The 12771-nt window shown below is 63.3% G+C and carries 15 protein-coding genes; 6 read left to right on the top strand and 9 right to left on the bottom strand.

Going from position 1 to position 12771, the window contains the following annotated elements:
• Positions 1-291 precede the first annotated feature (291 nt).
• Positions 292-594, bottom strand: coding sequence for a DUF1330 domain-containing protein (locus VSR68_RS05275; protein ID WP_342938779.1), 303 nt, complete (start codon positions 592-594; stop codon positions 292-294).
• A 350-nt stretch (positions 595-944) separates the two neighbouring features.
• Between VSR68_RS05275 and VSR68_RS05270 the strand changes: the two genes are divergently transcribed.
• Together VSR68_RS05270 and VSR68_RS05265 are read left to right on the top strand one after the other, a co-directional pair.
• Positions 945-1193, top strand: coding sequence for a helix-turn-helix domain-containing protein (locus VSR68_RS05270; protein ID WP_342938778.1), 249 nt, complete (start codon positions 945-947; stop codon positions 1191-1193).
• 2 nt (positions 1194-1195) lie between these two features.
• Complete coding sequence (locus VSR68_RS05265) at positions 1196-2539, top strand: type II toxin-antitoxin system HipA family toxin (protein WP_342938777.1); 1344 nt, start codon at positions 1196-1198, stop codon at positions 2537-2539.
• 55 nt (positions 2540-2594) lie between these two features.
• Here VSR68_RS05265 and glcF read toward each other — a convergent pair whose 3' ends face one another.
• The 3 genes from glcF to glcD are packed head-to-tail and all read right to left on the bottom strand — an operon-like array spanning position 2595 to position 6467.
• A complete protein-coding gene (gene glcF, locus VSR68_RS05260) occupies positions 2595-3878 on the bottom strand; it encodes a glycolate oxidase subunit GlcF (protein ID WP_342938776.1) in 1284 nt (427 codons plus the stop codon).
• A gap of 13 nt (positions 3879-3891) precedes the next feature.
• Positions 3892-4968, bottom strand: coding sequence for a glycolate oxidase subunit GlcE (gene glcE, locus VSR68_RS05255; protein WP_342938775.1), 1077 nt, complete (start codon positions 4966-4968; stop codon positions 3892-3894).
• The gene (gene glcD, locus VSR68_RS05250; protein ID WP_342938774.1) at positions 4968-6467 is read right to left on the bottom strand and encodes a glycolate oxidase subunit GlcD; all 1500 of its coding nucleotides are present in this window, start codon (positions 6465-6467) and stop codon (positions 4968-4970) included. Before glcD ends, glcE begins: the two co-directional genes overlap by 1 nt.
• A 222-nt stretch (positions 6468-6689) precedes the next feature.
• On the opposite strand from glcD, the gene glcC reads away from it, so the two are divergent.
• Positions 6690-7469, top strand: coding sequence for a transcriptional regulator GlcC (gene glcC, locus VSR68_RS05245; RefSeq protein ID WP_428983456.1), 780 nt, complete (start codon positions 6690-6692; stop codon positions 7467-7469).
• Positions 7470-7557: 88 nt separating this feature from the next.
• Here the strand turns inward: glcC and VSR68_RS05240 are convergent, their stop codons facing one another.
• Both VSR68_RS05240 and phoU read right to left on the bottom strand, forming a co-directional pair.
• Positions 7558-8184, bottom strand: a complete 627-nt coding sequence (locus tag VSR68_RS05240) for a hypothetical protein (RefSeq protein WP_342938773.1) — start codon at positions 8182-8184, stop codon at positions 7558-7560.
• A gap of 373 nt (positions 8185-8557) precedes the next feature.
• Entirely contained in the window at positions 8558-9265 is a 708-nt protein-coding gene (gene phoU / locus VSR68_RS05235) for a phosphate signaling complex protein PhoU (RefSeq protein WP_342938772.1), read from the bottom strand.
• Positions 9266-9668: 403 nt separating this feature from the next.
• Between phoU and VSR68_RS05230 the strand changes: the two genes are divergently transcribed.
• Both VSR68_RS05230 and VSR68_RS05225 read left to right on the top strand, forming a co-directional pair.
• Complete coding sequence (locus VSR68_RS05230) at positions 9669-9950, top strand: hypothetical protein (protein WP_342938771.1); 282 nt, start codon at positions 9669-9671, stop codon at positions 9948-9950.
• Between the two features lie 48 nt (positions 9951-9998).
• Positions 9999-10196 carry a hypothetical protein gene (locus tag VSR68_RS05225; RefSeq protein ID WP_342938770.1) on the top strand — a complete coding sequence of 66 codons (198 nt, stop codon included), beginning with the start codon at positions 9999-10001 and terminating at the stop codon, positions 10194-10196.
• A gap of 16 nt (positions 10197-10212) precedes the next feature.
• On the opposite strand, the gene VSR68_RS05220 is transcribed toward VSR68_RS05225, so the two are convergent.
• From VSR68_RS05220 to VSR68_RS05210, 3 genes are all read right to left on the bottom strand, one after another.
• Entirely contained in the window at positions 10213-10368 is a 156-nt protein-coding gene (locus VSR68_RS05220; protein WP_428983455.1) for a hypothetical protein, read from the bottom strand.
• 240 nt (positions 10369-10608) lie between these two features.
• Positions 10609-11250 carry a DUF1109 domain-containing protein gene (locus tag VSR68_RS05215; RefSeq protein ID WP_342938769.1) on the bottom strand — a complete coding sequence of 214 codons (642 nt, stop codon included), beginning with the start codon at positions 11248-11250 and terminating at the stop codon, positions 10609-10611.
• Positions 11247-11792 (bottom strand): sigma-70 family RNA polymerase sigma factor, encoded by a 546-nt coding sequence (locus VSR68_RS05210; protein WP_342938983.1) that lies wholly within the window; start codon positions 11790-11792, stop codon positions 11247-11249. The genes VSR68_RS05215 and VSR68_RS05210 overlap by 4 nt, the downstream gene beginning before the upstream one ends.
• Positions 11793-12121: 329 nt before the next feature.
• On the opposite strand from VSR68_RS05210, the gene VSR68_RS05205 reads away from it, so the two are divergent.
• Positions 12122-12760 (top strand): cytochrome b/b6 domain-containing protein, encoded by a 639-nt coding sequence (locus VSR68_RS05205; RefSeq protein ID WP_342938768.1) that lies wholly within the window; start codon positions 12122-12124, stop codon positions 12758-12760.
• Positions 12761-12771: the final 11 nt, after the last annotated feature.

The following is a 12771-nucleotide window of genomic DNA, read 5'->3' as shown; positions in this document are numbered from 1 at the left end:
CGTCATGTCGGAGGAGGCGTTCAAGGAACTGGTCGGACGTGATGCCGGTGCGCCGAACGACGATGGAATACCTGCAGTGGAAACCTGCCGACGCCGGAAGTTATTTGGGTAACAGACCCGGTGAACGAGGGCCGTTTTGACGTCGGAATCTGGCCAAAGTGGACGTTATCTGGTTAATTTTCCGGGAGTCAATTGAGTTCCTCTGCAAGTCAAGCGTGCTTAATTTCGCCAAGGAAGGACCGCCTTTCGAGGGGCGGTTTAAACCGACAACCCTTCCATCTGAATCACTTGCTACGAGGCTACGTGCGCAACCCCTTCCAGCGCGATGATCCTTGTGGTCGCGCATTTTTCACGGATCGCCTTGAGACGGCCATACTCTGGCGAGTCATACCAAGCCATTAAGGAATCCATGTCCGGGAACTCGATGATGACGAGTCGATGCGGCTGCCAATCGCCTTCGAGAACTTTGGTTAGACCACCACGGCCCAAATATTTTCCGCCGTAGCGCGCCTCGGTAGCAGGTACTTCCCGTTTGTATTCTTCAAAAACGGCGGCGTCTTTTACGTCGACATCGGCAATAAGGTATGCAGTCATGGCGCGATCCTCCTTTTCACGGTGGTCTCACAGCCCACTGTCACTGCTTGATTGTAGTCAACTGGCGCGTCGATCCGGGTGCGGAACTGACCGTAGTGACAGCCGCATTGTCGAACATCTGCAATGGCAGAACAGCCGCAGAGTGCGATGAAGTCGAGTATGGCCGTTCTATCTTGTCCGTCACCGAGACCCACGCGCACCATGACTGACTCGCGATGACGTGACGGCGACTACGCGTTACCTGTAAAACAGTTAATCGCCATTTACCCTTAAAGCAGCTATCTTGCAATTACCCGTTTTGCGAGTAAAATGCACTTACCTGCCATACAGGTATCCCGCAAGCCACCTCGATGAACCGCACGCTGATCACTCCGCGCCAGCTTGGCCATATCCTTCGTACCGCACGGCGCGCGAAAGGGCTTTCGCAGGCCCAGGCGGCGTCGCGCGTGGGCTTGAGCCAGAGCCGGCTGTCGGCGATGGAGCTCAATCCCGACTCGATCACAACCGCGCAACTTTTCACGCTGCTGGCCATGTACGGCCTCGAACTGGCGGTGCAGACCCGGCCCACGCGCGCAGAGCCGTCGAGGGAGGACTGGTAGTCATGGGCCGGCCGTCTCACGCGCGCGCGCTGTCGGTATGGTCCAACGGGCTGCGGGTCGGCACGTGGCGCATTCCGTCGCGTGGCGACATGGAGCTTCAGTACGATCGCGGCTGGATGACGTCGTCCACGGGACGGCCGCTGTCGCTGTCGCTGCCGTTCGGTATCGACGATGCGCCGTTGCGCGGCGAGCGTGTGCGCAACTACTTCGACAACCTGCTGCCCGACAGCGAGCCGATCCGGCGGCGCCTCGCGACCCGCTTCCGGACGGCCACCACCGACGCCTTCGATCTGCTCGAAGCCATCGGACGCGACTGCGTGGGCGCGGCGCAACTGCTTCCCGAGGACGCGCAGCCGGAAGGGTACGACGGCATCGACGGCACGCCGATGTCGGACGAAGAGATCGAGCAGATGCTGGCGCGCACGGTCGCGTCGGGCGGTCCTGGCGCGGGAGGAGACCACGACGACTTTCGCATCTCGCTTGCGGGCGCGCAGGAAAAGACGGCGTTTCTCCGGCACGACGGAAAGTGGATGCGCCCGCATGGCGCGACGCCCACCACGCACATCTTCAAGCTGCCGCTGGGACTCGTCGGCAACAAGAAGGCGGACTGGACGACGTCCGTCGAAAACGAATGGCTGTGTCTCGCGCTCTTCAGGGCGTTCGGTTTGCCCGTGCCGAATGCCGACATCCTGACGTTCGGCGAGCAGAAGGTGCTGGCCGTCGAGCGCTTCGATCGCCGGCTGCATCCTTCGAGGCAATGGATCTTGCGGCTGCCGCAAGAAGATTTTTGCCAGGTGCTCGGCAAGCCGTCGCATCAGCGGTACGAAGCGGACGGCGGCCCCGGCATGGTCGACATCGCCGCCGTGCTGCGCCAGTCGCAGCGGCCCGACGCCGATCTCGCGACATTCCTCACCACGCAGATTCTGTTCTGGATGCTTGCCGCGCCGGATGGCCACGCGAAGAACTTCAGCGTGCATCTGTTGGCGGGCGGGCGCTACGCGCTCACGCCGCTATACGACATCATGTCGATCTGGCCCGTCGAAGGCGACGCCGGCAACCAGTGGTCCTGGCACAAGGCGAAGCTCGCGATGGCGGTCGCGGGCAAGAACCGGCACTACCTGATGAAGGACATCCAGCGCCGCAACTTCAACGCGATGGCATCGCGCTGCTTCTACGGTCCCGACGCCGAGCCGCTGATCGGCAGACTGATCGAAGACACGCCCGCCGCCATCGACAAGGTCGCCGCCACGTTGCCCGACGGTTTCCCGGCGCGCGTCGCGGAGCGCATCTTCGGTGGATTGCGCGCTTCGGCCGAGCGGCTCGCTGCGATGCCGCCGGGGATCTGAGCGGCCTGTGCGGCCTGTGCCGCCTCAATGGCCTCAGCGGCCTCAACGGCCGCCATCAAGCAGGCTCCGCTGCCGCGCTTTTGCGCGTCGAACGCGTCTGCGCAATCGACGCATCGAGCGCGTCCTCCACCAGCTCGATCCAGTGACACACGCGCGTTCTGCCCGCGCCATCCAGATGCATCTGGCAGCCGATATTCGCCGTCGCGATGACGTCTGGCTGTCCGCTTTCGAGCGCGGCCATCTTGTTGTCGCGCAGTTTCTGCGCGAGTTCGGGCTGCGTGATCGAATACGTGCCCGCCGATCCGCAGCACAGATGCGCGTCGGGCACGGATGAAAGATCGAAGCCGAGCCGCGTGAGCACGCTTTCCACCGCGCCGCCGAGCTTTTGCGCATGCTGCAGCGTGCAAGGGCAGTGGAACGCGATGCGCGCCGCCGCGGCATCGTCGGCGGGCTGCAATGCGTCGAGCGGCTCGGCCGCCAGCACTTCGACGAGATCGCGCGCGAGCGCGCTCACGCGCGCGGCCTTCGCCGCGTAGACGGGATCGTTGCGCAACAGGTGCCCGTATTCCTTCACGAACGCGCCGCAGCCGCTCGCCGTCTGCACGATCGCTTCGGCGCCGGCTTCGATTGCGGGCCACCATGCGTCGATGTTGCGGCGCGCGCGATCGAGTCCCGCGTCCTGCGCATTCAGGTGATAGTCGGTCGCGCCGCAGCAGCCCGCTTCGCTGATGGGCGTCACGCTGATGCCGAGCCGATCGAGCACGCGCGCCGCCGCCGCGTTCGTGTTCGGCGACAGCGACGGCTGCACGCAGCCTTCGAGCATCAGCACGCGCCGCGCGTGACGCGGCGCCGGGCGCGGCTTCGCGGGCGCGGCGGCGCGCGTCGGAATCTTCGCCTGCACGGCGGCGGGCAGGAGAGGCCGCACCGCGCGCCCTGTCTTGAGCAGCGCATCGAACACGGCGGGCCGCGGAATCACCGCGCGCAGGCCCTGGCGCGTCAACCGCTCGCCGACGGGCCGCTCGACGCGGCGCTCCAGCTCCGCGCGTCCGATGTCGAGCAGCCGGTGATACGTGACGCCCGATGGACACGTCGTTTCGCAATTGCGGCACGTGAGGCAGCGGTCGAGATGCAGTTGCGTCTTGTCGCTGACGGGCTCGCCTTCGAGCAGTTGCTTGATCAGATAGATGCGCCCGCGCGGCCCGTCGAGTTCGTTGCCGAGCAGTTGATACGTCGGGCACGTCGCATTGCAGAAGCCGCAATGCACGCACGAACGCAAGATGCTTTCCGCTTCCGCGGCGTCGGGCAGCGCTTTCGCGTGGGAGTCGAGATTCGTTTGCATGATTGCGCTCGCTTCAGAGGTCGGCGTACAGGCGGCCGGGGTTCAGCACGCCGCTCGGATCGAGGCGGCGTTTCAGTTGATGCTGATAGCGCAGCAGCGGCGCGGCGAGCGGGTGAAACGGCTCACGCTCCGGCGACGGCGCGAAGCACGTCGCGTGTCCGCCCGCCGCGTGCGCAAGCTGGCGAATGTCGACGGCGGGCGCGTCGCTCCTGAGCCAGCGTTGCGCGCCCGCCCAGTCGATCAGCACGTCGCCGGGCAGCGGCATCAGCGGCGTCGCGTTCGGCAGCGACAGACGCCACAGCGGCCTCGTGTCGGTACGGTCGTCGAAAAACGGCAGACGATGATCGCGCAGCGCATCCCAGAACGCGCAGTCGATTTCTTCGCCGCCGATCCGGTCCACCGCCGACTTCACCGATCCGCTGCCGCCTTCGAGCCGCACATGCAGCTTGCCGTCGAAATAGCACGCGCCCGTCACGGGCAGCGCGGCCTTGCGCCATGCCGACAGTTCCTGCATCGCTTCGTCGGCGCCGAGCATGAGCGTGAACGTGCGGTGCTCGCGCGGCTTCGGCAGCACCTTCAGCGACACTTCCGTCAGCACGCCGAGCGAACCGAAACTGCCCGCGAGCAGACGCGACATGTCGTAGCCAGCGACGTTCTTCATCACCTGGCCGCCGAAGCGCAGATGGTCTCCATCGCCCGTGATCACGCGGCAGCCGAGCACGAAATCGCGCATCGAGCCCGCCCACGGACGACGCGGCCCCGACAGGCCACACGCAACCGCACCGCCGATGGTGCCCGTGCCGTTGAAGAGCGGCGGTTCGCACGGCAGCATCTGGTTCGCGTCGTCGAGCACGGTGTGCAGTTCGGTGAGCGGCGTGCCCGCGCGCGCGGTGATCACGAGTTCCGTCGGGTCATACGCGACGATGCCGCGATGCGTGCGCGTGTCGAGCTCCTCGCCTTGCACGTCGCGCCCGAGAAAACGCTTGCTGTCGCTGCCGCGAATGCGCAACGGCGTGTGCTCCGCGATCGCGCGCTGGACCTGTGCGATGAGGCGCGCGCTGTCGTCGGTTGAATCGAATTCGCGTCGCATCAGAAGCGCTCCAGCTCGGGAAACGGCAGCTTGCCGTGATGAATGTGCATTGCGCCGAATTCAGCGCAGCGATGCAGCGTCGGAATGTTCTTGCCGGGATTGAGCAGCCCGTCGGGATCGAACGCGGCCTTCAGCGAATGGAACAGCGTGAGTTCTTCGCTGCTGAACTGCACGCACATCTGATTGATCTTCTCGCGTCCGACGCCGTGTTCGCCCGTGATGCTGCCGCCCACTTCGACGCACAGTTCGAGAATCTTCGCGCCGAGCGTTTCGGCGCGCTCCATTTCGCCGGGTGCGTTCGCATCGAACAGGATCAGCGGATGCATGTTGCCGTCGCCCGCATGAAAGACGTTCGCGACGCGCAGCCCGTATTCCTTCGACAGTTCGGCGATGCCGCGCAGCACGCGCGCCAGCTCGCGGCGCGGGATCGTGCCGTCCATGCAGTAGTAGTCGGGCGAGATGCGCCCCACGGCGGGGAACGCGTTCTTGCGGCCAGCCCAGAAGCGCTGACGCTCGGCTTCGTCCTTCGCGATGCGGATATCGGTTGCGCCCGCTTCGCGCAGCAGCGCGCCGACGCGATCGCAGTCTTCCTGCACGTCGGATTCCGCGCCGTCCAGTTCGCACAGCAGGATCGCTTCGGCGTCGACGGGATAGTCCGCGTGGATGAAGTCTTCGGCGGCGCGGATCGCGAGGTTGTCCATCATTTCGAGGCCGCCCGGAATCACGCCCGCGCCGATGATCTGCGCGACGGCATCGCCTGCTTTCTCCACGTCGTCGAAGCTCGCGAGCAGCACTTTCGCGCTCTGCGGCTTGGTCAACAGCTTCACTGTCACTTCCGTCACGATGCCGAGCATGCCTTCGGAGCCCGTCAACAGCGCGAGCAGATCGAAGCCGGGCGAGTCGAGCGCTTCCGAGCCGATCGTCAGATGCTCGCCGTCGATGGTCAGCACTTCGAGCTTCAGGATGTTGTGCACCGTCAGGCCGTATTTCAGGCAATGCACGCCGCCCGCGTTCTCGGCGACATTGCCGCCGATCGAGCACGCGATTTGCGACGACGGATCGGGCGCGTAGTAGAGGCCGTGAATCGCGGCCGCCTGCGAGATCGCGAGATTGCGCACGCCGGGCTGCACGCGCGCAATCGATGCTTCGGGGTCGATGTGCAGAATGCGGTTGAAGCGCGCCATCACGAGCAGGATGCCTTTTTCGAGCGGCAGCGCGCCGCCCGACAGGCCCGTGCCCGCGCCGCGCGCGACCACGGGCACCTTGCGCGCGGCGGCGAATTTCAACAGCGCTTGCACCTGCTCGATCGAGTCGGGCAGCGCGACCATCATCGGTGTGGTGCGATAGGCGGCGAGGCCATCGCATTCGAACGGGCGCAGATCTTCCTTGTCGTGCAGCAGCTGCATGCCGGGCACGAGGCGTTGAAGTTCGGCGACCAGCGTGGCCTTGTCATGCGAGGGAAGCGTGCCGTCGATCCGTTCGTCGTAGGCATAGCTCATCGGGTGTCTCCATGAGCGCGGGGACTGGCTTCCACGCGCTGCTTATCCGTATTGCCGCCGATTGTTGCCGTTTCGCCTTCCGCTGTCGATGGACGCCGCAAGTGGTCGTACCAGTTTTTTCACTGCGTCAATGCCGCGCCGAAGCCGCGCAATCGGGCGCTACGACAGAATCGGCGGTATCATGGCGGACACGCGCAACTCGCTTATCAAGTGGTCATACCAGTGATTTCAAGCACGGAAAACGAGGTCAACGAGCCCGATCGCAAGATTGCCGATGTGGTCGCCGAGCGCATCGAACGCCTGATCGTGGACGGCGTATTGAGGTCGGGGCAGGCGCTGCCATCGGAGCGGCGGCTCACGGACAAGCTCGGCGTATCGAGAACCGCACTGCGCGAAGGGCTCAAGCTGCTGCGCGCGCGCGGCATCATCGAGACGGCGCACGGCAAGGGCTCGTTCGTCGCGAATCTGACTGCGCAGCCGCCGCAATCGCCGCTGATGCACTTGCTCGCGTCGCAACCGCGCACGCTGTTCGACCTGTTCGAAGTGCGCGGCATGCTGGAGGCGGAGTCGGCGCGGCTCGCGGCATTGCGCGGCACGCCCGCCGACTACATGATGATTACGCGGCGCTATGAAGAAATGCTCGCCGCGCACAACGTCGAAACCGATCCGGCGACACATGCGCGCCTCGATCACGCGTTTCATCTCGCGATCTGCGAGGCTTCGCACAATCCCGTGCTCGTTCATACGTTGCGGTCGTTGACGGAACTGCTGCTGAGTTCGGTGTTTGCATCGGTGAACAATCTTTATCACCGGCAACCGCATCGCAAGCGCATCGACCGGCAGCATGCGCGTCTCTACAACGCGGTGACGGGCAAGCTGCCCGAGCAGGCATATCGGGCAGCCGCGGATCACATCAACGGCGTGCGCGAAAGCCTTCAGGAAATTGAACAGGAAGAACAGCGGCTGATACGGGCGACGCTCAGGCTAGAAGGGTGGAAGTGATTCCGGCATGTCGATCGACATGCGTGCGCTGTCCGCGTGCCGCGCCTCGACGCGCGAGCGGGCGCAGCGGCGACAGCCTGGACAATGCCTAGCCTGCCTCGAGCCGGTTGTCCTGATTGGCCGAAACATTGTGCGTGCACATCGGAGGCGCGTATGCCGACGGTTCGACCAGCTGGCAAAGACGCTCCAATATGTGTTTCGCCGACGCCGGGCTGTCGATGATGGCATCCACGCCAGGCCAGCCTTCGAATGGCGAAGGCGCCGTCGACAGGATCGCGGTGATGCACTGAGGGCTGTGCTGTTTGACTCGCTCGATTGCTCTTACCTTGGCCGCGATGTGGCAGTTTCCATCGAGGAATGCGAGTTGCGAGCGGCTCGCATCCGCCGCTTGCGCCGCGTTGCTACACGCTTCACAAGTCGATGCAAATCCTCGGACCAGCGATAGAACGAAAATGGACTCCGCAATCGGTTCGGGCGGGTCGCGAAGCACGAGCAGGCGCCGTCCATCGCCGATGTTCTGGAGCCGGGCGCGCGCTCCATCCGCAACGAGCGAGACGTGGTCGGCTCGCAACGCGAGCAGCGCAATGCGGTAGCGTTCCCGCGCTCGCGCAAACTCGACCGAGCCCTCGCCGAATGTATTGCATGCGACGTTCATTGCGTCAAACGCGAAATTGACCAGTCGCAGCGATGCATCGAATGCCTCGCGTGTACCCATGGCGACTATCCGTGCTCCGTTCATCCGATTGAAAGCATAGGGCCTGATGAGCGCCGCGAAAACGGGTGCCGAGCGAAAAGCAAATCACTGTTTGCCCCGCCCGACGTTGCGCCTGAAGTTTCCCAATGAAATGGCTAAATCCGGGAATACTTTTCAATCTGGGCCGTGACGTTCCGGAGGATGTCGGGGAACGGTTCGCGCACTTCCATCGAAACCGTAATCGAATGCTCTGCTGTTTGAAACAGCAAGCGAAATGCCGCATGAGGACCTATTGCGAGAGCGGGGAAGTGGATGCTGCATTGCCTGTCAGGCTCCGTCGTGGCCCTGTCGCGGGACAGGGCCGGCATCCGCACACACGGTGGACGTTGCTGCCTCAGGTCTCGAACGCCTCGCGTTCGAGTTCCCTTAGCGGGACGTGACGCACATCGCGGCCCCGAACCGCATAGACGATGAATTCAGCGATATTTTTCGCATGGTCGCCTATGCGTTCGAACGCCTTGGCGATGAACAGATAATCCAGTGCGACTGAAACCGTCCCGGGCGCTTCCTGCATCCGCGTAACGAGCGTGCGGACGAGATCGCGAAATGTTTCGTCGACGGCCCTGTCGTCGCGAACGACCTGCGCAGCAGCGGCGGCATCCATCCGCGCGAACGCATCGAGTGCCTGATGCAGGATGGACGCGGCCATCGCACCGCATTTTTCGAGTCCGATGACGCGAGCCGCAGGCGCGGCGCCCGTCTCGTCGATGCGGCGCGCGCGTTTCGCAATCTTGCGCGCCTCGTCGCCGATGCGTTCGAGGTTCGTCACGCATTTCGACATCGCCATCAGCAGGCGCAGGTCGCGTGCGGCGGGTTGTCGACGGGCAATGACGCGATGAATCTCTTCGTCAATGTCGAGTTCGAGCGCGTTCACCTGTCGCTCGCTCTCGCGAACCTCCATGACCAGCGTGGGATCGTATGTGTTCAGCAGTTCGAGGCAGCGAGCAATCTGCCTTTCGACAAGGCCGCCCATCTTCAGGAGATCAGTCGAAAGCATGTCGAGCGCAGCGTCGAACTGACTGGAAAGATGCTTGTCGGGCATGGCGAACTCCTTTGCTCTAAAGCTCTACAACGAATACGGTTGCGTCGAGATGGACGTCGTGCCGCGTGTCTGTCAGCAGCGCTTAAAAACTATATATACCGTTTTGTATCCCCGATGCAAGCGGGCGGAGGCTGGCTGATGAATAACGGCAACGAACCCTTTGCAACGGTCCAGTATCCGAAGTCCGTAAAAAGTACACCGCCATCCAGAGTGGCGGAAATAATTGCGCCGAAGCCTCTCGTGACTAGCAAGGAAATGGATGGCGGCCGTGCATCGCCCGTCGCCCTTGAGCAGGCTCGTATGTCCGTAAAGTACGAGATACGGACAGAGCCAGGCACTTAACATTTATATCCGGGGCCACATAAAATCTAATGTCCCTGATGACAGCGCGCCGAGGCCAAAAATGTCGAATGACACTATAAGCAAGCGGCTTTTCTACAGGCAGTGTGAAATCGATTTTCAACTGGAACTGTCACAAGGCGCGTCTTGCATCGCGAACTGCGAGACCGAGGCGAGCTTGCGCGATCAGGTGGAAGAGACGGTGCAGTGTTTCCTGCAGATTCACGGTCCCGGCCGCTTTGCGGAATTCCGCGGCAGCCTGGCCAACAAGCTGATTGCGCGCGGCCGGCGTGACGCGGCACTGTTCGTCGCGTCTTACCCATTGCCTCCGCAAGCGATGAGCTAGTCGTTTCTATCACGGCAAAAAAACTAACCGATATGACGGAGACACGACATGCTGAGCCCTCATGAGTTCGCAACCTTGATGCTGGTGAAGTCCGCGCCCGACCAGATCGAGCTTGACCGTGCGGAACTGGATCAACTGCTCGAACAACAGCTTGTCGCACTCGAAGAGATCGCGGGCGGCGTTCTGCGTCCGCGCCTGACCGTCCACGGCGATTCCCTGCTGCAGGCCATCTCGCGAAAGGAGTGACGGGCACTGGCCGCGTTCATTCGTCGATCATCGCAGGAATCTCCTCGACGAGCGCATCGATCGCGCAACGCGTTTTAGAGGGCATATAGCGGGTTCGCGGCCAGACGACGTTGATCTCCTGTGGCGGCAGGCTGCAACGTCCCTTGACCAGCACCAGCTCTCCCGTTTTCACATATCGCGCGAGCAGCCAGGACGGAATGCGCGCAAGCCCGATGGGTGATGCTGTATGGCGGCACGGGCGTGTGGATACTTGCGGCGGCGAGTTTTCTGACCTTCGGCGCGGCGGCCGGCCGTCGGCAACAATGCGAAGCTCACGCGACCACTCGCGCGCAATGCGTAGATTGAACAGACGCGTAAGCGCGATGAAGACGCCACGGGCTTTCTAGCGTGCAAATCGGCGATGAAGCGCGTCCTACCATCGCAACAGCTTCGGCCCGAGCCACGCGCCGATGCCCGCCGGCATCAACATCCCGATTGCGTACCAGACGCTCCAGAATGCCGGGCTCATCTCGGGACAATGCAGGCAGTAGATGACCGTTGCGGTGGAACTCGCGAGCAGGCCGGCGGCGGCGCCCGCGAGCCGCAGATGTGTCGGCGCGAGCGCTTTGACGGCCCAGAACACGGCAGGAAACGTCGGCACGGAAAGCAGCAGGATGTTGAACGGACACGTGCGCCATGTTTGACCGAGCACGAGTGGCCAGCGTCCCGCGGGTGCCGCGCCGTCGAGCACGAGCGCGCCTGCGACCCACACCGCGACGAACGGCAGCGCGACAAGCGCCCACGTATAACCTGCGCGTGCGCCCGGACGCCCGAGCCGCATCACGGCGAGCATCGCGCCGACGGCAATCGCGAGCGGATACGCGACCTTCGCCCAGAAGATGCTCGTGCGCGCGACACTGCCGAGGTCGTGCCGCACGCCGAACACGATGGTCATCAGGATCAGCGAGCCCAACGCGCCGAGCAGCATCGCCTTGATGAAGCGGCGCGCGACGGCCACCCGATCGACTCGCGTCACCTGATTCGACAGGAGGCTAATGAGATCGTCGGTCTTCATCGCAGCCCCCGGATGAGTGCAGCCAGTGCCTTCAGACCGCGATGCACGCCCACCTTGACGGCCGATTCGGAAAGGCCGGTGATGCGTGCCGTTTCCGTCACCGACAAGCCTTCGAGTTTCATATGGACAATGGGCAGCCGCTGCTTGTCCGGCAGATGCGCAAGCAGCTTGCCGATGTCGTGACGCGCCTGCGCGGGTTCGTCGTCGGTGTCGGCGAGCAGGTCGGCGTGATCGTCGAGCGGATCGTTCAACGATTCGCGGCGCGCGCGCGAGCGGAAGAAGTCCATCAGCTTGTAGCGGGCGATCGCGTGCAGCCAGGCAGTCAGCGGTTCGTCCGCGCGATACGTGTGACGCGCGTTGTGCACGGCGAGCAGAATCTCCTGGACGAGGTCTTCGATATCGTCGCGGTAGTTCGGAATGCGCTTGCGCAAGTAGCCGCGCAAATGCCGGGTGAGCGCTTGCAGAAAGCTGCGATAAGCGTCGGCATCGCCGTCGAGACCGCTGACGAATAGCGCTTTCAGGCGGCTTTCCGCGTCTTGCAACATGGTTCCCCTATTGGCGAGACGACGAGTCGACGACCCATGCGAATAGCCCGCGTCCGCAGACGCGAGCGCGCCGCCCAGTTTCAGATCGATCGTTTCGGAACAGCCGAAGCCGTGATGCGCCACTATAGCGCGGTCGTGGTCCATCGTCGTCACCCGCTTCCTTTATCACGCTAGTTCGCGCTTTCGCGGATGCCGGTTACACCGCGCGCGAAATTTTTCATGCGGATCAAAAACGCCGGACGAATCTGCGCATGATTGGCGCGACGCTGTAACCAATTGCGCGTCGGCAGCGAATTGACAGGTATCCGACCGTCATGGTGATCGACATGGAAACGATGAAAGCGCCTCTCACGCCAGCGCGCGAGATTTCGCCACGCAATCCGCTGATTCATCCGCTCTGGCTGCGCATCACGCATTGGCTCAATGCATTGGCCGCGCTGATCATGATGTTTTCCGGCTGGCGCATCTACGACGCTTCGCCGGTGTTTCATAACATCGTGATTCCGCCGTCGATCACCCTGGGCGGCTGGCTTGGCGGCGCGCTGCAATGGCACTTCGCGGCGATGTGGCTGCTGGTGTTCAACGGGCTGGTCTATCTCGCGCTCAACATCGCGAGCGGGCGCTTTGTGTCGAAGTTCTTTCCGCTGTCGCCGCGCGACGTGCTGCGCGATTTGATCGCCGCATTGAGCGGCAAGCTCTCGCACGCGGACTTGCGCCACTACAACGCGGTGCAGAAGCTCGCGTATCTCGTCATCATCATCGATCTTGTCGTGCTCGTGCTGTCGGGGCTCGCGATCTGGAAGTCCGTGCAATTTCCGCTGTTGCGTGAACTGATGGGCGGCTACGACAACGCACGCATCGTTCACTTCTGCGCGATGGCGGTGATGGCGGCGTTCGTCGTCGTGCACATCGCGATGGTCGCGCTCGTGCCACGCTCGCTGCTGACGATGCTGCGCGGCCGCTGATCTTTGTCGAG

It is taken from the genome of Paraburkholderia phymatum (assembly GCF_038900715.1).
Lineage (GTDB): Bacteria > Pseudomonadota > Gammaproteobacteria > Burkholderiales > Burkholderiaceae > Paraburkholderia > Paraburkholderia phymatum_A.
This window is presented reverse-complemented; position numbering and strand designations above follow the sequence as displayed.